Below are 19,393 nucleotides of genomic sequence, written 5' to 3' on the forward strand. Positions count from 1 at the left end.
CAGCGAAGGGCTCTTTCCGGCGTAACGTGTCGGAAAGAGCCCTTTGCTTTTGGAGAAATGGGGAGCGGCGCGCCGGGAGCCTTTCGCGAGGTCGGCGACGTTGCAGCGTTGGCACGAGGATAACGTGGCGGGCTTGCCTGTGGAGGCGCGGAGGGAAAGTCCGGCTACTCCCGTTCCAGCCAGGCCAGATATTCCTGGTTGCCCTTTGGCCCCAAGAGCGCCGAGGGGATGAGCCCCCTGAGCGAGAGACCAAGCTCGCCCCTGCAGAAGTTCAGCACCGCGTCCACGGCCTCCTGCCTGTGCGCTTCGTCGCGCACCACGCCCTTGTCCGTGCGGCCCACGGGCAGCTCGAACTGCGGCTTAATGAGCAGCACCAGCTCGCAAACGGGCTTGAGCAGCGTCAGGCAGCCCGGCAGTATGGCGGTGAGGGAGATGAAGGACACGTCGGCGGTGAGCACGTCAAAGGGCTCTGGAAACAGATGCAGCGGCGGCGTGCGCAGGTTCAGGCGCTCCAGCACCACGACGCGTTCGTCGCCGCGCAGCTTCCAGTGGAGTTGCCCGTAGCCCACATCGGCCGCGTGGACACGGGCCGCGCCGTGCTGCAGCAGGCAGTCGGTGAAGCCGCCGGTGGAGGCTCCGGCGTCCAGGCAGTGCTTGCCGCAAGGGTCGAAGCCGAGCTCTTCGATGGCGGTGAGGAGCTTGTAGCCGCCCCGGCTGACGAAGCGGTCCTGCCCGCGCAGGATGAATTCCGTGTCCTCGTGGTGCTGCTGCCCGGGCGAGGCCACGGGGGTCTTTTCGCCGGCCTTGAGGTAGTGCACGGCCCCGGCCATGACCAGACGCATGGCCGCTTCCTGCGACTCCGCCAGCCCCTGCTCGAACAGGAGCTTGTCCGCGCGGTGCTTCTTGGCCACGGGCTATTTCTTGGCCAGGCCCAAGCGCGCAACCACGTTCTGCGCGGCCTGGACCACGTAGTCCTTCTCGGCCAGACGCGTCTTTTCCTCGGCCTTGATGATGAGCTCCGGCTTGTTGGCCAGCTCCGGCTTCGGGGAGACGCCGAACTCGGGCGGGAAGGTGTTGGAGAAATACATTTCCTGGAAGCCGATGAACTTGAGGTGGTGCGCCGTGGCGTCGAGGATGAGCGTCTCGTCCGCGCTCACCAGACCGAGCTCCTTGGCGCGCTTGGCTCCGGCCAGGCACTCGCCGCCCTGGGTGCAGGCTATGTGCCCGTGGCGGTTGGCCTCGATCATGGAGTCCATGATCTGCTGCTCCGTCACCTGGATGACCTGGAAGGAGCCTTCTCCGGCCAGGGCCTCGTACTTCTCCGCAAAGTGGCGCACGCGCGGGAAGGAGACCGGGTTGCCGATCATGGCCGCCTGGGCCACGCTGGCGCTCACCGTCACGGCCTTGAACTCGCGCTTGCCCGCATCGGCGGCGTAGTAGCGGTACACGGGGTCCGCATGGTGCGACTGCACGCCGAACACGCGCGGCAGGGACTCGATGATGCCAAGGGCGTGGAGCTTGAGGAAGCCGCCCATGATGGCCGTGATGTTGCCCGCGTTGCCGATGGGCACGAAAATGCACTTGCCCTTCAGGTCCCAGTCGTACCACTGGGCGACCTCGAAGGCGTAGGACTCCTGGCCCAGGATGCGCCAGGCGTTCTTGGAGTTGAGCAGGGCCACGCGGTAGTTGTCGGCCAAGTGCTCCACGACCTTCATGCAGTCGTCGAACACGCCGGGCACCTCCAGAACCACGGCGCCGCTGCCCAGGGGCTGGGCCAGCTGCTGGGGCGTCACCTTGCCCGCGGGCAGGATGACCGCGCTTTTGACAGCGCCGCCGACGTACGAGGCATAGAGCGCGGCCGCGGCGGAGGTGTCGCCCGTGCTGGCGCAGATGGCGAGCACTTCGGTCCAGCCCTTGGTGCGGATGAGGCTCTTGAGAAAGCTGAAGGCGCAGGCCATGCCCCGGTCCTTGAAGCTGGCGCTGGGGTTCTGGCCGTCGTTCTTGTAGGCGGTCTTGAGGCCGAGCCGGGCGCGCAGGGCGGGCGGAGAGTCCACGATGGGCGTGTTGCCCTCGCCCAGGTAGAGGATGTCTTCTTCCTCCAGCACCGGGGCCATGAGCTCGTAGAAGCGGAAGATGCCGCGCAGGGCCGGGATCTTGCTGGCTGCGCGCTGATCGAAAATGGCGCGCCACTCGCTGGCGCTGGTCTTCTTGAGTTCGTCGAAGGTCGTGTCGGTCAGCAGGAACACCCCGGAGCACTTGGGGCAGGTGTAGTGCAGCTCGCCGATATCATAGCGGGCGCCGCAACCCAGGCAAACATACTCCATGTGGCCGCGGTAGGCGGGGAAGCTCTTGGACATGGGGGTGACTCCTTGCGTGATCTTGTGGCGCGCGCGTGCGGCCGTGTATGCTGAATGTTGGGGGGCTGCCTGGGGCATGCGCAAAGCGTGCGGCAGGGCCGTTGCGCCATTTGGGCGCCTTGTTTCCGATGGTCAGGCGAGTCCCGCCGCGGCTGTCCCGGCGGATCAACGGTTATGGACCGGCGGTTACGGCTTTTCGCGCAGGTCCACCACGCGCACGGCCTTGCCCTCGCTCTTGGGGATGGAGTCGTGCTGCACCAGCTCCACGCGCGGGGTGACCAGGATCTCGTCGCGCAGGCGCGAGGCGATCTTCTTCTGCAGCGAGGTCAGCACGCGCATGTCCTCCACGAAGTAGTCGTCCTTGATCTCCACCTTGACGCGCAGCTGGTCCATCTCACCCTCCTTGAAGAGCTCGATGAGGTAGTTCTGCGCCACTTCCGGCAGGGACATGAGGGCCTGCTCGATCTGCATGGGGTAGATGTTGCAGCCCTTGATGATCATCATGTCGTCGGCGCGGCCGGTGATGCGGTCGAGCCTGCGGTGGGTGCGGCCGCAGGCGCACGGGCCGGGAATGAAGCGGGTGAGGTCGCGGGTGCGGTAGCGCAAAAGCGGCATGCCGTCGCGGCACAGGGTCGTCATGACCAGTTCGCCCACTTCGCCCTCGGCAACGGGCTCGCCGGTCTCGGGGTTGATGATCTCCGCGATGTAGGCGTCCTCCCACACGTGCATGCCCGCCTGCTTTTCGCACTCGAAGGCCACGCCGGGGCCGTTCATTTCGGTCATGCCGTAGGAGTTGAAGGCCTTGACGCCCAGCAGGTCCTGAATGCGCTGGCGCACTTCCTCGGTGTGGGGCTCCGCGCCGATGAGCGCGATGCGCCAGTTGAGGCTCCTGGGGTCGACGCCCTCGCTCTTGAGAAAGCTGGCGAAGTGCAGGGCGTAGGAGGGGATGATGTGCACCCCGTCCACCTTGAAGTCGCGCAGAAGCTTGAGCTGGCGCTTGGAGTTGCCGGCGCCCGCGGGCACGGTGAGGCAGCCCAGTCGCTCCGAGCCGTAGTGGATGCCCAGACCGCCGGTGAACAGGCCGTAGCCGCTCATGTTCTGGAACACATCGCCCTTGCGCAGGCCCACGGCGTACATGCAGCGCGCCACAAGCCCGGCCCAGGAGTCGATGTCGTTCTGGGTGTAGAAGATCGCCGTGGGCGTGCCCGTGGTGCCGCTGCTGGCGTGCAGGCGCACGTACTGGTCCATGGGCTGGCAAATGAACCCGTAGGGGTAGTTGCCGCGCAGGTCGTCCTTGGTGGTGAAGGGGATCTTGCGGATGTCCGCCGGGGTGTTGAAGTCGTCCGGGGAGAGATTGAGCTTGCCCAGGCGGCCGCTGTAGAACGGGGACCGCAGGCAGGTGGCGATGGTGCGCTTCAGGCGCTCGGTCTGCAACTTTTCCAGAGACTCGCGGGCCATGCCCTCTGCGGCTTCGTAATACATGTCTGCTCTCCCCTCAGGCAATGTGTCGTGAACGTGTGGTGCGGGCCGGTTCGTTTACGTGGTCGGCAGGTATTCCGATGGATACGCCAAAGTGTTGAGATTTTCAAACCGGCTGTACTGCTTCTTGAAGTACAGCTCCACATCGCCGACCGGGCCGTTGCGCTGCTTGCCGATGATGATCTCGGCCACGTTCGGCTTCTGGGTCTTCTCTTTGTTGTACACTTCGTCGCGGTAGATGAACATGATGACGTCGGCGTCCTGTTCGATGGCGCCGGATTCGCGCAAGTCGGAGAGCATGGGGCGCTTGTCGCTGCGTTCCTCGACTTTGCGGTTGAGCTGCGAGAGCGCGATGACGGGGATGTTCAGCTCCTTGGCCAGGGCCTTCAGGTTACGCGAAATATCGGAAATTTCCTGCTCGCGGGAGTCGATGTCGCGGCTGGCGCGCATGAGCTGGAGGTAGTCGACCATGACCAGGCCCAGGCCGTGCTCGGCCTTGAGGCGCCGGCAGCGGGCGCGCAGCTCCATGGTGGAGAGCGCCGGGGTGTCGTCCACGAAAATGGGCGCGTTGGAGATGACATTGGCCGCGTCATACAGCTTGGCCCAGTCCTGGTCGTCGATGCTGCCGCGCCGCAGGTTCACCAGGTCCACCCGGCCCTGGCAGCACAGAATACGCATCATGATCTGGTCCATGGACATTTCCAGCGAGAAGATGGCCGTGGTGGTGGGCTCCTCGCCCTTGGTGGCGGCGTTCAGCGCCAGGTTGAGCGCAAAGGCGGTCTTGCCCATGCTGGGGCGGCCGGCCACGATGATGAGGTCCGAGTTCTGGAGGCCGGCGGTCATCTCGTCGAGCTTCTCGTAGCCGGTGGTGGTGCCGGTGACCAGCGCCTGGCGGCCCACGCGCTTCTCCAACTCCTTGAACACGCGGTCGACCAGCTCTTTGCCGCTGTGCACCGTGGTCTTGGAGCGCACGTCCGAAATTTGGAAGATGGACTGCTCGCTCTGGTCGAGCAGGCTTTCCACGTCCTGCGAGTCGTAGCAGTTGCCGATGATTTCGCTGGCGGCTTCGATGAGGCGGCGGCTGATGGCCTTGTCGCGCACGATGGCCGCGTGGTGCAGGGCGTTGGCCGCGCTCACGGGCGAGCTGGCCAGCTCCGCCAGGTACACGGGCCCGCCGACGGAATCGAGCTGCTGCGACTGGTTCAGCTGCTCCGTGACCGTGACGAGGTCCACCGGGGCGTTCTTGGCGTACAGGTCCTCAAAGGCGCGGAAGATGAGGCGGTGAGCGGGGGAGTAGAAATCTTCGTTGCGGATGATGTCCACAAGGGAGTGGAACAACGAATTGCGCAGAAAAACCCCCCCAAGAACCGCCTGTTCGGCTTCCAGATTCTGGGGGGGGATATTACGCGAGAGGGCTGCGGAAGCCCTTTCCAGGGCCTCCGCGCCTTCTTCTCGTTCGCCCTGGCTATTACGCCTCGGGCTGCTGTTCGGGTTCTTTTTCCGGCTGGCCATGCTTGATCACACGGAGTTTGAGTTCGCCGTGGACATCGGGGTGCAGGCGGATGGCGACCTCGAAGTCACCCAGGGCGCGGATGGCCTCGGGCATTTCAATCTTGCGGCGATCGATCTCGATCCCCTGCTCGGCCAGAGCGTCGGCGACGTTCTGGGAGGTGACGGAACCGTAGAGCTTGTCGCCTTCGCCCACGCGCACGGGAATGACCACGACCGCGGCGGCGATTTTGGCGGCCAGATCAGTGGCCTCGGCGCGCAAGCCGTCGGCCTGGGCGGCCAGCTTTTTGCGCTCCAGTTCAAACTGTTTCAGATTGGCATCGGTGGCCTTCATGGCCAGGCCCTGGGGAATCAGGAAATTGCGGCCGAAGCCGGGCTTGACCGCGACGATGTCCCCGAGGCGACCCAGGGTATCAACGTCGGCGCGCAAGATGAGTTTCATGGTCATTGCGCCCTCCTAGACGGTCTTCTTCTTGACATCCGTGCTGTGCACGGTGGTGTAGAACAACAGAGCCATCTGCCGGGCGCGCTTGATCTCGGTGGTCAGGCTGCGCTGATGCTTGGCGCAGGTACCGGTGATGCGGCGGGCGATGATCTTGCCACGCTCGGTGATGTAGTCGCGCAGGATGTCGGCGCGCTTGTAGTCGAGCGGCAGGTTCTTGTCGGCGCAGAAGCGGCAGAACTTCCTCTTCGGCGTGAACTTTTTGCGGAACGCCATGGTTTAGGCCTCCTCGGTGCTGGGCGCGGCGGCAACGGCGTCGGCCAAGCGGACGGTGACGAACTTGAACAGGCCGTCGGTGATGCGGATGTTGCGCTCCAGCTCAGCCACGACAGCGCCGGGGGCGGTGTAGTCGAGGCGCACGTAGTGGCCGCGCGTCAGTTTGCGGACGGGGTACGCGAGGGTGCGGATGCCCCAGTCGTCGACGAGGCCCATCTGGCCCCCGTCGCGCTCGATGATTCCGGAGAGGTTGGCGAGAATCTCCTTGCGGTTCTCCTCGGCCAGTTCCGGACTCATGAGCACAAGAGTCTCGTAGTGATTCAACATGTAGGGTGCTCCTTTTGGTCTTTGGCCCTTCCCACACGGGGGAAGAGCAAGGTAGAGGGGTGCTCTTACGTGCAGATTTGCGCGCTGTCAAGCGTCCTCGGATTTCTTGCACTTCTCGGGCCCCTGCCAGGGGTCCGGAGTCTTGGGCAATCAACCCCGCATGCCGAACTTCGGCAAAATAATCCCCACGTAGACATACCCGACTGCAAGCACTGTGAGAATGAACAGGACATTGTCCAGCATGTTCCCTCCCGCCGGGCCGCGCCCGGAGCGCTACTTCTTGTCCGGCTTGGCGTCGCTTGGCGCGTCGCCGGCCGGCTTGTCGGCGTCCTTCGGGGCGGGAGGCGGCGTCCAGCCGCACTGCTTCTTGGGGCCTCAACCCCCGCCAGGAACCAGCCGGGAGAGGGCCACCCAGCCGACCGCGACCACAATGAGCAAAAGCCAACTGCTGTCCATGCTCCCTCCGATGGGATGCGGAACGTTTAGACGCCGAGTTCCTTGCCCGTGAGCAGGCGGTAAGCCTCCAGGTACTTGGCGCGGGTCTGGTCGATGATCTCCTGGGGGATTTTTGGCGCGGGCGGGCGCTTGTTGAACTTGATCTCCTCCAGCCAGTCGCGCAGGAACTGCTTGTCGAAGCTCATCTGCCCGCGGCCGGGAGCGTAGTCGCTCATGGGCCAGAAGCGGGAGGAATCCGGGGTCAGCACCTCGTCGATGAGGATGAGGCGCTCGCCGGTGCCTTCCTTCACCGTGCCGAACTCGAACTTGGTGTCCGCGATGATGATGCCGCGCTGCCCGGCGTAGTCGCGCGCGCCCGAGTAGATGCCGATGGCCAGGTCCTGGGCCTCTTTGGCCAGGGCCTCGCCGGTGATGCGCATGGCCTCGGCCACGGGGATGTTCTCGTCGTGCGCGCCCAGGTCCGCCTTGGTGGAGGGAGTGAACAGGGGCTTCTCCAGCTTGTCGCTCTCGCGCAGGCCCTGGGGCAGCTGGTGGCCGCACACGCTGCCGCTCTTGAGGTAGTCCTTCCAGCCGGAGCCGGTGATGTAGCCGCGCACGATGCACTCGATGGGCAGGGGCTTGGCCTTGCGCACGATGACCGCGCGGCCTTCCAGCATGTCGGCGTGGGGTTTGAGCGCGGCGGGAAAGTCCTTCACGTCCGTGGCGAGCAGGTGGTTGGGCACCAGCTTGGCGAACATCTCCATCCAGAACAGGGTGATCTGGTTCAGCACCACGCCCTTGTGCGGAATGGGGTCGTCCATGATGACGTCAAAGGCCGAGATGCGGTCCGTGGTGACGATGAGCAGGCTGTCCGGGCCGGTGGCGTAAATGTCGCGCACCTTCCCGCGCGAGACGAGAGGGAACTCCTTGATATTCGTGCTGGTGACGCATTGCATGGCGGACTCCGTTGTCGATTATTTTTGGGGCATGCTCTGGCGGATCTCCACGCTTCTGGCGTGGGCCTCCAGGCCTTCCAGGCGCGCCAGGCGGGCGATCTTGTCCGCGTGGCAGCGCAAAAATTCCGGTGAAGCGGCAACGATGCTCGACTTTTTGCAAAAGCTCTGCACCGAGAGGGCCGAGGAGAAGCGCGCTGTGCCCAGGGTGGGCAGCACGTGGTTCGGCCCGGCAAAATAGTCGCCCACGGGCTCCGGGCAGTGGTGGCCCAGGAAGATGGCCCCGGCGTTTCTGATCTTGCCCAGCAGGGCGAAGGGCTCGCTCACGGCCAGCTCCAGGTGTTCCGGCGCTATGCCGTTCACCAGGGCGATGGCTTCGTCCATGCTGCCGACCACCAGCACGCCGCCCCAGTCCTTGAGGGAGCGGGCAGCCAGGTCCTGGCGGGGCAGGGTGGCCAACTGGCGCTTCAGGCTGGCGCAAATGCGCTCCGCGAGGGCGGCGCAGGGGGTGATGCACAATGCCGCGGCCAGGGGGTCGTGCTCGGCCTGGGAGAGCATGTCCGCCGCAATGTACTCCGGGTTGGCGGAGTCGTCGGCCAGGATGCTGATCTCGCTCGGTCCGGCGATCATGTCGATGCCGACCTCGCCCACGAGGATGGCCTTGGCCGTGGCCACGTAGATGTTGCCTGGCCCGGCGATGACGTCGCAGGGGCGGATGCTCCCGGTGCCGTAGGCCAGGGCGGCGATGCCCCAGGCGCTGCCCGCGCGGTGGATCTCCGTGATGCCGAGCAGGGCGGCCGTGGCCAAAATATAGGGGTTGAGGGTCGAGTCCTTGCGCGGGGGCGAAATGACGGCGATGTCCGTCACTCCGGCCACCTGGGCGGGCACGGCGTTCATGATGAGGCTGGAGATGAGCGGGGTCTCGCCGCCCTGGCCGCCGGGCACGTACAAGCCCACGCGGTCCACGGGGCGCACCATCTGCCCCAGCACGGTGCCGTCCGGGGTGGTGGTCCACCAGGACTGCTCGACCTGGCGGGCGTGAAAGTCGCGCACGCGGTCGATGGCCTCGCGCAGAATGGCGATGTCATCCTTGGGGATGCGGGCCAGGGCGCTTTTGATGTCCTTCTCCGCCACGCGGAAGCGCACGGGCAGCTCCGGCGCGTCGAACTTGCGGGTGTAGGCGCGCAGGGCCTTGTCGCCGTCCTTTTTGACGGCCGCGAGGATGGCGCGGACTGTGGTGGTGATGTCGTTCCCCGGATTCTTGCGGCCGCCAAGCCAGGCAAGCAGGCCGGCTGCGTCCATTTCGGCGGGAACGCGGATGATGCGGCAGGGCATGATGAACCTCTGGATTCTTGTGTGGTGGTCCGATCTTGAACCGCCTGATGCTAGCGGAAGGCCGTTCAAAAGTCGAGGCCGGGCCGCGGCGGCTTGGAAATGAGAAGGGGCCAGGGTGTGAAACCCCGGCCCCCGGTGTGGCGTCTTGGCGTGTGCTGTTTAGAAGAAGTAGTTCAGGCCAACGCCGATCTTGTAGGCGTCGCCGCTGCTGCTGACGCCGCGCAGGTTGCCGAGCGTGGTGGCGGACAGCTTGGAGGCGCCGCGCCAGGCGTCGACGTCGAAGTTCGACTTGATGTAGCCGAGGTACACGTAGCCGGTGAGTTCGTCGTAGATCTTGTAGCGCGTGTTCAGGTCAACTTCCCACAAGGAGTCCTTGTCGGTGAGGAAGCCCGCGTAGTTCACGCCGTTCAGATTGGAGGTGTTCTTCAGGTAGTCCACGCTGTTGGTGCCCTTGGCGTAAAGGATGTTCACCGTGTGCGAGAGCTTGTTCATGAAGGTGATGTCTTTGAGGGAGATGCCGCCAGCCCAGTAGCCCAGGGTGTTCACCGTGTAGCCGGCCGGGTTGTTCATGGAGCCGGTGAGCTCCAGGCGCTCGCCGAAGAAGAAGGAGCCGATGGTCCAGTTCTGGGGCACGCCGATGACGGGCATGCGGCCGGACTTGTCGGTGTTCTGGCCGGTTTCACCGGAGGAGTAGGTGAAGAAGACCTCCGGAGTCATCATGGTCAGGCCCGTGTAGTCCACGGCGACGTCCGCCAGCCAGCCGGCGCGGCCGCCATCGTGCGTTTTGTTGAGGTAGTTGGTGTAGGTGGCCTTGCCGTAGTTGAAGTCGGCCATGATGCTGAGGGGCATGGTGGACGGGGTCATGGTGAACGCCGCGCCGCCCCAGTAGCCGCGCAGGCCGTCGGAGTTGGTGCTGTTGGCTCCGGCGAAGCCGGCCTTGCTGGTGGCGCCCGCGGTGGCGGAGGCCGTCTTGGCGCCCGAGTAAGCGTACATGGCGAAGGGCGTGATGTTCATGCCGCTGATGCTGACGGGAACCGAGGCGAAGAGCACGTCCGTGGCTGTGCCGTTGCCGTTCACCGAGGCGGTGGAGCCGTAGATGTTGCTGTCGTACGGGCGGGCATAGCCGGCCAGCAGGCTGACGTTGTCGGTCAGGGGCGTGCTGACCACCGCGGCGGCCACCTGGTCGTCAAAGATGGCGCTGCCGCCGCCAAAGGCCGCGGGCAGGGTCACGGTCTGGAAACCGACGGAAATGTTCGTGAGGGTGTTGGGCCACTTGTACTCGATGTAGCCCTTGCGCAGCATGATGTTGCCCTGGCCCGCGCCCAGTGAGGAGGAGGTCGTGCCGGCCGTGGTGTTGGGACTGCGGCCTGAGCCGACGGCGTAGAGGCCGTTGCCCCAGTTGTTGGTGCCGATCTGGGTGTCGAGGATGCCGCGCAGATTTTCGTTGGCAGTGAAGATGAACGCCGTGCGCAGTTTCTGTTCAACGGCGAAATGATCGTCCTGGCCAGCGTTGAAATTCCAGTTCTGGCGAGAGATTGCCTCAATCCACCAGTAGCCTCGCGCCGTGACTTCCGCCGCTTGGGACACACCAGACAGGGCCAGCACCAAGAATGCGGCCAAGACCAACAGTTTCACACGTGACATCATGCGTAAGTTCCCCTTCTCCCGAATGTTTTAAGCAAAGGCGATGTAAGTAAACACTCGCTAACAGAATTGGCGAGCAAAATCAAGCGTAAATTCCGGAATTGAGGAAGGCAAAACAAAGGGGCCGAGGCGTAAGCCCCGGCCCCAGGAGAGCGTCATGTGGTTCAATAAGGCGATTTAGAAGGCGTAAGCCATGCCCAGGCCGATCTTGTAGGCGTTGGGATTCTCGTAGGTGCTGGTGCCGTACGCGGCGCTAACGTTCTTCCAAGAGTCCTTGTCGATGCTGGCGTTGATGTAGCCCAGGTCGAGGTACATGCTCAGCTCGTCGTAGATCTTGTACTTGGTGTTGAAGTCAACTTCCCACAAGTGGTCCTTGTCGGTCAGCATGGCGCCGTAGGTGGCGCCAGGCTTACGGCTACCCTTCAGGTAGTCGGCATCGTTGGTGCCCTGGATGTACATGACTGTGAAGGTGTGCGAGAAGTTGTCGAAGTACTTGATGTCCTTCAAGGAAGCGCCCAGGGTCCAGAAGCCTGCAACCTGAGATTCGTAACCGTTGACGGAGCTACTGGTGTTGTTGGTAGCAAAGCCGTTGATGAAGTTACGGTCGCCGAAGAAGAAGGAGCCGATGGACCAGTTCTGGGGCTTGCCAATGGTGGGCATGCGGCCGGACTTGTCGGTGTTGGCTCCGCCTTCACCGGAGGTGTAAGCGAAGAAGGCTTCGGGGGTCATCATGGACAGGCCGGTGTAGTCAACGGCCAAGTCGAACAACCAGCCCTGACGGCCACCATTGGTGGGGTCAGAGTTGTACTTGTTGGAGTAGGTGGCCTTGCCGTAGTTGAAGTCGGCCATGACCTTGAAAGGATCAAGGGCGGTCATGGTGAAGGCGACGCCGCCCCAGTAAGCGCGGGTACCTTCGGTCTGGGCGCCGGAGCTGGTCAGGCCAGCGGAGGTGCTCAGGCCGGTGGTCTTACCAGCGTACAGGTAGGTGCCGAACGGGGTGATGTTGAAGCCCTGGAAATCGACGGGCACGGCCGCGAAGACGGCGTCAGCATAGGTGCCGTTGCCGTTCGTGGTGGCGGTGGTGCCGTACTGGTTGGAATCGCTCGCGCGGGTGTAACCGGCGAGGATCTTCACGTTGTCGGTGATGGGGGAGCTCACCACAGCGGCGGCAACCTGATCGTCCAGGATGGCGCTGCCGCCGCCGAAGGCCGCGGGCAGGCTCACGGTCTGGAAGCCGACCTTGAAGTTCATGGGGGTGTTGGGCCACTTGAAGTCAATGTAGCCCTGGCGCAGCATGATGTTGCCCTGACCAGCACCAACCGAAGAAGCGGTATTGCCTGCAGCGGTGTTGGGGCTACGGCCGGAACCGACAGCGTAGAGGCCATTGCCCCAGTTGCTGGAGCCGATCTGGGTGTCGAGGACGGCTTTCAAGTTCTCGTTGGCGATGAACTGGAAAGCGGTGCGCATGCGCTGTTCAATGTGGAAGTAGTTTTCTTCCTGGCTGTACTTGGTGTAGTCCAGGGCGTTGTTCCACTGGGCTTCAATCTGCCACTTGCCGGTAGCCTTGATGTCCGCGGCCTGAGCAACGCTGGCGAAGCTCAGGACCAGAACGGCCAACAGACCGAAAAGGCTCATCTTTTTCATTGTTTCCTTCCCTCTTTTGCTGTTTGAGAAACCACATTGACGCCATCTTGCAAGACCTTTCTACGCGATACAGTTTCGTGATTGCAAGGGAAATATTGACTTGGGTTCAATTTTTTTTATCGTCCAAAAAATTTTCTTTTGTGACGATTGTTACAAAAGGGAAGGAGGGCTGAGGGGAGGCTTTAGAAAAAAGAAGGGCCAGCGCATTGCTGCGCTGGCCCAAGTGGCTCGGCTCAAAAGAGAGTCTTAGAAGCTGTAATTGAGCATGAAGTTGACCTTGTAGGCATCCTTGCTCAGGTCGCCGGACTTGGCGCCGAGGGCGTTGGCCCAGACGTCCTTGTCGAAGTCGGCGTTGATGTAGCCCAGTTCCAGACCGAGGGAGAGTTCTTCGTAGATCTGGTACTTGCTGTTCAGGTCAACTTCCCACAAGGAGTCCTTGTTGGAGAGGGTGCGGCCGTAAACAACGCTGCCGTTGTTGATGCCGTTAGCAATGATGTCCTTGTTGTTGGTGCCCTTGAAGTAGATGACGTTCAAGGTGTGAGACAGCTTGTCGATGAGCTTGATGTCCTTCAAGGACGCGCCAACGGCCCAGAAGCCCATGTTGGTGCTCGGATCGGAGTAGCTGTTCTTCAGGCTGTCGCCGCCCTGCATCCAGAAGGTGCCATAGGCGAAGTTTTCAGCGCTCAGGGTCGGCATACGCTCGGACTTGGTGCCCGTGCCGTCTTCACCGGAGGTGTAGGCAAAGAACACTTCAGGGGTCATCATGGACAGGCCGGTGTAGTCAACGGCCAAGTCAGCCAACCAACCGGAGCGGCCAGCCTTGTCGGAAACGGCATTGTAGGTGGCCTTACCATAGTTCACGTCGGCCATGATCTTGAAGGGATCAAGGGCGGTGACGGTAAGAGCAGCGCCACCCCAGTAGCCGCGAGCGCCTTCGGTGCTAGCAATGTTCGGGGTCAGCATGCCGGGCAGGGAAGTGGAGGTCTGCTTGCCAGCGTAAGCATACGCGAAGAAGGGCTTCACGGAAACGCCGGTGAAGTCGACGTTGGCGAACAGGAAGCTGGCATCGGCGAAGGTGCCATTGCCATTCTTGGTGGCGGTGGTGCCGTACTGGTTCAGGTCGATGGGACGGACATAGCCGCCAACCAGGGACAGGTTGTCCATGACGGGAACCACAGCGGCGGCGCCGGCAACGTGGTCGTCCAGGATGGCGCTGCCAGCGCCGAAGGCGGAGGGCAGGGCCAGGCTCTGGTAGCCGACCAGGAAGTTAACCTTGGTGCCGGGCCACTTGAAATCAAGATAGCCCTTGCGGAGGAGCAGGTTGCCCTGACCAGAGCCAAGAGAAGAGGCGGTGACGCCAGCGGTGGTGTTGGGGCTACGGCCAGCGCCAACAGAGTAGAGGCCATTGCCCCAATTGTTGGTGCCGATCTGGGTCTCGAGGACGCCTTTCAGGTTCTCGTTGGCGATGAACTGGAAGGCGGTGCGCATGCGCTGCAGCACAGCGAAGTCATCGTTCTTGGTGTCGGAGCGCATGTCCTGGTCGGTGGTCCAGGTCGCGTCGACCTGCCACTGGCCGGTGGCTTTGATGGTGGCCGCGTTGGCGGTGGTGGCACCGACAACGAGGGCAGCCATGAGCACCAGAGTGAGTGCGAGCTTTTTCATTGTTCCTTCCTTTGCTGAAGCGTTAAGATGAGCCTTGCCACTGTTCACGCCGATTATCTAGCCCTGAACTTTTGAATTTGCAATAGGCGTAGAGCTGGAATCGTGCATTTAGTCAAAAAAATTTTACCGTCCAATTTTTTTTCTTTGCACCTTGCGGCTGCTTTGATTAGCCTGCGCGTGTTGAATATTTTGGCCTGTCATGCCGCAGCCCTCGCCCGAACTGGAGCCAGATGGACTTTATTCCAAAGAATTATCCTGATTCTCCAGGCGTTTATATTATGAAGGACGCCAGCGGGCGCATCATCTATGTCGGCAAGGCCATCAGTCTGCGCAAGCGGTTGTCGTCATATTTCCGCGCCAGCGCAGACCACGGCCCCAAAACGCGCGCCCTGGTGGCCAAAATCGACCACATCGATTTTCTGCTGGTCTCCACCGAAAAGGAAGCGCTGCTTCTTGAGGAAAGCCTCATCAAGCAGCACCGGCCGCGCTATAATATCGTGCTGCGCGACGACAAGCGCTACATGCTTTTCCGCCTGGACAAATCCTCGGACTTCCCGCGGCTGACTCTGACCCGCACGGTGCTGCGCGACGGCTCCGCGTATTTCGGGCCCTTTGCCTCGGCCTCGGCCGCGCGCGCCACGCAGAAGCTCGTGGGCTCCATCTTTCGCCTGCGCAAATGCTCCGACCGCATGTTCAAGAATCGTGTGCGCCCCTGCTTGTACCATCAGCTCGGCCAGTGCCTGGCGCCTTGCGTACTGCCCGTGGACCGCGGGCAGTACCGCGAGATTGTGTCCCAGGTGGAGCAGTTTCTTGCTGGGCGTTCGCACTTTCTTGTGCGCGATCTGCGCAACCGGATGGAGGAGGCCTCCCACGCCCTGCGTTTTGAAGAGGCGGCGCAGTTGCGCGACCAGATCGCGGCCATAGACGCCACCCTGGAGAGCCAGGCCTCGGTTCTGCGCGATTCCCTGGACCGCGACGTCATCGCCCTGGTGCAGTTGCCGGAGGGCATCGGCGTCGGCGTGCTGTTTGTGCGCGGCGGCAAGCTGCTCGAGCAGAAGACCTTTCACTGGGCCGGGCTGGACATGGCCGAGGCTCCGGACGCACTGGAGAGCTTTCTCGCCCAGTTCTTCAGCAACGAAAGGTACATTCCGGCCCGCATCGTGCTTTCGCACCCCCTGCATGCTCCGGCAGACGTCTTGGCTGATGCCCCGGACGATGCGCAAGACGGCATGCAGCCTGAAGCGCTGGCGAATCCGCTTGAAGACGCCGTTCCCGCGACCGTCGACGCCTCTGGTGCCGACACGGCGGACGCAGCCGTTTCCGAGACCATTGTGGATTCTAAAGCCGGAGCCCTGGCCGAGGTGCTCTCCGAACGGCGGGGCAGCCCGTGCCGCCTGGGCGTGCCGCGCGGCGCGGACGAACGGCGGCTCATGGACATGGCGGCCAACTTGGCGCGCACGGCCAACCGTAGCGACGGCGCCCAGGATGTGGCCGCTGTGCTGGAGCACGCCCTGGGGCTGGCCACGCCGCCCGCACGCATCGAATGCGTGGACATTTCGCACCTTGGCGGCACAGGCGTGCGCGCCGGGCTTGTGATGTTCGAGCAGGGCGAGCCGCGCAAGGAGGACTACCGCGCCTATGCCCTGCCCGGGGCAGAGGGCACCGGCGACGACTACGCGGCCCTGGCGCAGTGGGCCAAGCGCCGCGCGGAGTCCGGTCCGCCCTGGCCGGATCTGCTGCTCATCGACGGCGGGCGCGGGCAGTTGGCCGCGGTGACGGCCGCCCTGGCCGAGGCCATGCCGGAAACGCCCATCGAGTGCGCGTCCATCGCCAAGGGGCCAAGCCGCCGCGCGGGCGAGCTGGAAGACCGCGTGTTCCGTCCTGGCCGCCGCAACCCCGTGGCCCTGCGGCCCGGCAGCCCGGCGCTGCTGTTTCTGCAAAAAGTGCGCGACGCGGCCCACCGCTTCGTCATCGGACGCGGCCGCGCCGCCACCAAGAAGCGCTCCCTGGCCGGAGAACTCATCTCGCTGCCGGGCATAGGCCCCAAGACCGCGCGGCTCCTGTTCGACCACTTCGGCGCCATCGCCGCCATCAAGGCCGCGGACGAAGCCGCCCTGACCAGTGTTCCCGGCCTGGGCGCAAAGCGCGCGGCGAAGATCCGCCATGCCCTCGACGCCCTTGCCTCGTCCCACCCACCGCTGGAGAACTGATTGTGAACGATTCCCTCGCAAGAATGCTGCGCGAGTCCCGCTGGGTTTTCGTGCTCGGCCTGCTGGCCGCGGCCGTGGCGCTTGGAATGTACTCGCGCGCCGGGCTCTTCGAGTTCAGCAGCTTCGACGACCCCAGCTACGTCAGCATGAACGGCCAGGTGCTGGCCAAGTTCTCCTGGGCCAGCGTGAAGGCGGCCTTCTCGCCGCATCAGGTTATCTACTGGAGCCCGCTGACGACCCTGTCCTTCATGCTCGACAGCCAGTTCTACCACAAATGGGCCGGCGGCTACCACGCGACCAACGTGTTGTGGCACGCCGCCAATGCGGCCGCGTTCTTCGCGCTCATCCTCGCGCTGACAAAGAACCGCTTCGCGGCAGTGCTGGCCGCGCTGCTGTTCGCCGTGCATCCTGCCCATGTGGAGGCCGTGGCCTGGATCTCGGCGCGCAAGGACGTGCTCTCGACCTTTTTCGGGCTCGGCTCCATCCTTATATATATAAGGTGGACGCGCAGACCGGGGACCGCCCTCGCCGTGGGGCTTTACTGCACCTATGCCCTGAGCCTCATGTCGAAGCCCATGTTCGTGACCCTGCCGGGGCTGCTGCTGTTGCTGGACTTCTGGCCCCTGGCGCGGCTCAATGCGCCGGCGCACGAAGGTCAGGTCCCGTTCTGGCCGGACTGGCGGCTCGTCATCGCCCGCATCCGCGAGAAGGTGCTGCTGCTCTCCATGGGCGTGCTCATCACCTTTTTGACCCTCTCCGTGCACCCCAATACCCAGGACAGGCTCGACCCGGACCTGGGGCTCAAGATCGCCAACGCCTTCGCGTCCATCCTCAAGTACCTTGGCTTGCTGCTCTGGCCATCGCATCAGGCGCTCCTGTATCCTTTTCCGGACAGCGTGCCCCTGGCGCAGAGCCTGGGCGGGGCGGCGCTGCTGCTGGCCGTCACGGGCTTCTGCCTGTGGCAGGCCCGGCGCAGAAGCTATTTGCTGGTCGGCTGGCTGTGGTTCCTGTGCGCGCTGGTGCCGGTCATCATGCCGCCCAAGGTGGGCCTGCATGTGGCCATTGCGGACCGCTGGAGCTATGTGCCGTTCATGGGCCTGTATCTCGCCCTTGCCTGCCTCGCCGCGGAATGCCTGGACAAGATCAAGCGTCCCGGCGTGCGCGGCGTGGCCGCGGTGGCGCTGGTGCTGCTGTTGGTCATCCCCCTCGGTCTGGCGCAGCAGCGGCAGCTCTCCACCTGGGAGACGCCGCTTACGGCCTATGAGCAGGCCCTGCGCTACACCAAGGGAAACTACCTGGTGCTGAACAACTACGGCGTGCACAAGGCGCAGGACGGCGACGATGCCGCGGCCGAGAAAGCCTATACCGAGGCGTTGGAGATCTTCCCGGACTTCGGCCTGTGCCGCCTGAATCTGGGTGCGCTGCGCCTGAAGCAGGAGCGGCGCGACGAGGCCCTGGAGCTGCTGTGGTCGGCCAAGGGGATTCTGGAAAAAGAGGGGCAGGCCTATGATGCGTATCGGGGCCTGGCCATGTGTCTGATCAGCATGGACAAGCTTGATTTGGCGCAGGACTTTTACGTGCTGGCCATCCGGGAACAGCCGAAGCGGCACGAGGCCTATGAGGAGTGGGGCGTGCTGGCGCGGCGGCTGGGCGATCCGCGCCGCGCGCAGCAATTTTTCCAGCAGGCGCTGGAGGCCAAGGATTTTCCGGCGTCGCGGCTGACCTTGGACGACCTCAAGGCCGCACCATCCAAGCCCTAGTCCAGCTCCACCGCTTGGCCCGGCGTCAGGTTCACCAGCCGGGTCTCCGGCGCGTGCTCCTTGAGCGCGGCGGCAAAGGCGTCCGTGTTTTGCGCCAGGATGGGAAAGGTGCCCCAGTGCATGGGCGCAACCATGCGGCAGCCCAAAAACGAGCAGGCCACTGCGGCCTCGGCCGCGTCCATGGTGAACCAGCCGCCCACGGGCAGCATGGCCAGGTCGATGTCGAAGAAGCGGCGGAAGAGCTTCATGTCCGAGAAAAGCGCCGTATCGCCGGAGTGATACGCGCAGAAGCCGCCGGGAAAGGTCATGATGTAGCCTGCGGGCGCGCCCGTGGCCGAGGAATGGAAGGCCTGCACCATCTTGATGCGCACCCCGGCAGCCTCCACCGTGCCGCCCATGTTCATGCCCAGAATCTGTCCGCCGGGCACGCCCTCGGCCTGCATGCGCGCCGCCAGGTCGAAGATGCACACGAGCTTTGCGCCCGTGGCCTTGCAGATCTCCGCGGCCTGGCCGATGTGGTCGCCGTGGTCGTGGGTGACGAGCACCGCGTCCACCTTGCCCACGGACTGCCAGGCGATGGGCGCCTTGGGGTTGCCCTCGAAGAACGGGTCGATGAGCACGCTGACGCCGTCGGCCTGCAAACGGAAATTGGAGTGGCTGAACCAGGTGAGCTGCATGGCGCTACCTCCTTATTCTCCCCAACGTTTGAACAAATCATGCCCGATGTCCAGCTGGTCCAGAATGCGCCCGGCCATGTGGTTCACCAGGTCCTGAATGGTCTTGGGCTTGTGGTAGAAGCCGGGGCTAGCGGGCATTATGACCGCTCCGGCGTCCTTTGCGGCAAGCATGTTCACGATGTGCACGCGGTTCAGCGGCATTTCCCGCGTCACCAGCACAAGCTTGCGGCCTTCCTTCAGGGTCACGTCCGCCGCGCGGTGGATGAGATTGGTGCCCAGGCCTTGGGCGATGGCCGCCAGGCTCGCCATGGAGCAGGGGCACACGATCATGCCCGCGTGACGCCAGGAGCCGCTAGCCGGACCGGCCGCGATGTCCTTTTCGCCGTGGCAGGCGTGGGCCAGGGCCATCAAGTCCTCGGCCCGGAAGTCCGCCTCAAGGGCGATAACCTTCTTGGCCGCCTCGGACAGGATGAGGTGCAGTTCGATGTCGTCGCGCGCGGACAGGGCGCGCGCCAAGGCCATGGCGTACTGCGGGCCGCTGGCCCCGGTGACGGCGAGAAGAATGCGTCGTGCGGTCATGGTTCCCTTTCGCGGGGGTGTGCATCCCCAGCGGATTACAAGGTAAGAAAACTCCGCGCGTTTGGCAATGCGCGGCGGCGGCCAAAGCTGGTCCGAGCCGCTCC

16 protein-coding genes are annotated in these 19,393 nt (G+C 63.9%); 2 read left to right on the forward strand and 14 right to left on the reverse strand.

Going from position 1 to position 19,393, the window contains the following annotated elements:
- Positions 1 to 164 precede the first annotated feature (164 nt).
- From ACYQ4W_RS03420 to ACYQ4W_RS03475, 12 genes are all read right to left on the reverse strand, one after another.
- The gene (locus ACYQ4W_RS03420) at positions 165 to 911 is read right to left on the reverse strand and encodes a TlyA family RNA methyltransferase (RefSeq protein ID WP_459852831.1); all 747 of its coding nucleotides are present in this window, start codon (positions 909 to 911) and stop codon (positions 165 to 167) included.
- A gap of 3 nt (positions 912 to 914) precedes the next feature.
- Positions 915 to 2,357 (reverse strand): threonine synthase, encoded by a 1,443-nt coding sequence (gene thrC / locus ACYQ4W_RS03425; protein WP_459852833.1) that lies wholly within the window; start codon positions 2,355 to 2,357, stop codon positions 915 to 917.
- A gap of 186 nt (positions 2,358 to 2,543) precedes the next feature.
- A complete protein-coding gene (locus ACYQ4W_RS03430) occupies positions 2,544 to 3,839 on the reverse strand; it encodes a phenylacetate--CoA ligase family protein (protein WP_459852835.1) in 1,296 nt (431 codons plus the stop codon).
- A gap of 54 nt (positions 3,840 to 3,893) precedes the next feature.
- Entirely contained in the window at positions 3,894 to 5,348 is a 1,455-nt protein-coding gene (gene dnaB / locus ACYQ4W_RS03435) for a replicative DNA helicase (RefSeq protein ID WP_459852837.1), read from the reverse strand.
- The gene (gene rplI, locus ACYQ4W_RS03440) at positions 5,305 to 5,787 is read right to left on the reverse strand and encodes a 50S ribosomal protein L9 (protein WP_459854451.1); all 483 of its coding nucleotides are present in this window, start codon (positions 5,785 to 5,787) and stop codon (positions 5,305 to 5,307) included. The genes dnaB and rplI overlap by 44 nt, the downstream gene beginning before the upstream one ends.
- 15 nt (positions 5,788 to 5,802) lie before the next feature.
- A complete protein-coding gene (gene rpsR / locus ACYQ4W_RS03445) occupies positions 5,803 to 6,063 on the reverse strand; it encodes a 30S ribosomal protein S18 (RefSeq protein WP_308734128.1) in 261 nt (86 codons plus the stop codon).
- Between the two features lie 3 nt (positions 6,064 to 6,066).
- Complete coding sequence (gene rpsF / locus ACYQ4W_RS03450; RefSeq protein WP_459852841.1) at positions 6,067 to 6,390, reverse strand: 30S ribosomal protein S6; 324 nt, start codon at positions 6,388 to 6,390, stop codon at positions 6,067 to 6,069.
- A gap of 482 nt (positions 6,391 to 6,872) precedes the next feature.
- Positions 6,873 to 7,781, reverse strand: coding sequence for a phosphoribosylaminoimidazolesuccinocarboxamide synthase (locus tag ACYQ4W_RS03455; RefSeq protein ID WP_459852844.1), 909 nt, complete (start codon positions 7,779 to 7,781; stop codon positions 6,873 to 6,875).
- Between the two features lie 18 nt (positions 7,782 to 7,799).
- Positions 7,800 to 9,113, reverse strand: a complete 1,314-nt coding sequence (hisD, locus tag ACYQ4W_RS03460) for a histidinol dehydrogenase (RefSeq protein ID WP_459852846.1) — start codon at positions 9,111 to 9,113, stop codon at positions 7,800 to 7,802.
- Positions 9,114 to 9,272: 159 nt separating this feature from the next.
- Complete coding sequence (locus ACYQ4W_RS03465; protein ID WP_459852849.1) at positions 9,273 to 10,748, reverse strand: outer membrane homotrimeric porin; 1,476 nt, start codon at positions 10,746 to 10,748, stop codon at positions 9,273 to 9,275.
- Between the two features lie 186 nt (positions 10,749 to 10,934).
- Positions 10,935 to 12,401 carry an outer membrane homotrimeric porin gene (locus tag ACYQ4W_RS03470; RefSeq protein ID WP_459852851.1) on the reverse strand — a complete coding sequence of 489 codons (1,467 nt, stop codon included), beginning with the start codon at positions 12,399 to 12,401 and terminating at the stop codon, positions 10,935 to 10,937.
- A 246-nt stretch (positions 12,402 to 12,647) separates the two neighbouring features.
- Positions 12,648 to 14,063 carry an outer membrane homotrimeric porin gene (locus ACYQ4W_RS03475; RefSeq protein WP_459852854.1) on the reverse strand — a complete coding sequence of 472 codons (1,416 nt, stop codon included), beginning with the start codon at positions 14,061 to 14,063 and terminating at the stop codon, positions 12,648 to 12,650.
- Between the two features lie 230 nt (positions 14,064 to 14,293).
- Here ACYQ4W_RS03475 and uvrC point away from each other — a divergent pair, with 230 nt between their 5' ends.
- Positions 14,294 to 16,273, forward strand: a complete 1,980-nt coding sequence (uvrC, locus tag ACYQ4W_RS03480; protein WP_459852856.1) for an excinuclease ABC subunit UvrC — start codon at positions 14,294 to 14,296, stop codon at positions 16,271 to 16,273.
- 2 nt (positions 16,274 to 16,275) lie between these two features.
- Positions 16,276 to 18,033, forward strand: a complete 1,758-nt coding sequence (locus tag ACYQ4W_RS03485) for a tetratricopeptide repeat protein (RefSeq protein ID WP_459852858.1) — start codon at positions 16,276 to 16,278, stop codon at positions 18,031 to 18,033.
- Here ACYQ4W_RS03485 and ACYQ4W_RS03490 read toward each other — a convergent pair.
- Positions 18,030 to 18,710: a metal-dependent hydrolase gene (locus ACYQ4W_RS03490; protein ID WP_459852860.1), complete on the reverse strand. Its 681-nt coding sequence runs from the start codon at positions 18,708 to 18,710 to the stop codon at positions 18,030 to 18,032. The genes ACYQ4W_RS03485 and ACYQ4W_RS03490 overlap by 4 nt on opposite strands.
- Positions 18,711 to 18,722: 12 nt before the next feature.
- Positions 18,723 to 19,289 (reverse strand): UbiX family flavin prenyltransferase, encoded by a 567-nt coding sequence (locus ACYQ4W_RS03495; protein WP_459852862.1) that lies wholly within the window; start codon positions 19,287 to 19,289, stop codon positions 18,723 to 18,725.
- Positions 19,290 to 19,393: the final 104 nt, after the last annotated feature.

The sequence above is a fragment of the Humidesulfovibrio idahonensis genome, from assembly GCF_054657715.1.

Bases quoted from the DNA above. Each gene is read 5' to 3' on its own strand.
- uvrC (WP_459852856.1), top strand. From the start codon at position 14,294: ATGGACTTTATTCCAAAGAATTATCCTGATTCTCCAGGCGTTTATATT.
- rplI (WP_459854451.1), bottom strand. From the start codon at position 5,787: ATGAAACTCATCTTGCGCGCCGACGTTGATACCCTGGGTCGCCTCGGG.
- hisD (WP_459852846.1), bottom strand. From the start codon at position 9,113: ATGCCCTGCCGCATCATCCGCGTTCCCGCCGAAATGGACGCAGCCGGC.
- rpsF (WP_459852841.1), bottom strand. From the start codon at position 6,390: ATGTTGAATCACTACGAGACTCTTGTGCTCATGAGTCCGGAACTGGCC.
- thrC (WP_459852833.1), bottom strand. From the start codon at position 2,357: ATGTCCAAGAGCTTCCCCGCCTACCGCGGCCACATGGAGTATGTTTGC.
- ACYQ4W_RS03475 (WP_459852854.1), bottom strand. From the start codon at position 14,063: ATGAAAAAGCTCGCACTCACTCTGGTGCTCATGGCTGCCCTCGTTGTC.
- ACYQ4W_RS03470 (WP_459852851.1), bottom strand. From the start codon at position 12,401: ATGAAAAAGATGAGCCTTTTCGGTCTGTTGGCCGTTCTGGTCCTGAGC.
- rpsR (WP_308734128.1), bottom strand. From the start codon at position 6,063: ATGGCGTTCCGCAAAAAGTTCACGCCGAAGAGGAAGTTCTGCCGCTTC.
- dnaB (WP_459852837.1), bottom strand. From the start codon at position 5,348: ATGGCCAGCCGGAAAAAGAACCCGAACAGCAGCCCGAGGCGTAATAGC.
- ACYQ4W_RS03455 (WP_459852844.1), bottom strand. From the start codon at position 7,781: ATGCAATGCGTCACCAGCACGAATATCAAGGAGTTCCCTCTCGTCTCG.
- ACYQ4W_RS03490 (WP_459852860.1), bottom strand. From the start codon at position 18,710: ATGCAGCTCACCTGGTTCAGCCACTCCAATTTCCGTTTGCAGGCCGAC.
- ACYQ4W_RS03495 (WP_459852862.1), bottom strand. From the start codon at position 19,289: ATGACCGCACGACGCATTCTTCTCGCCGTCACCGGGGCCAGCGGCCCG.
- ACYQ4W_RS03430 (WP_459852835.1), bottom strand. From the start codon at position 3,839: ATGTATTACGAAGCCGCAGAGGGCATGGCCCGCGAGTCTCTGGAAAAG.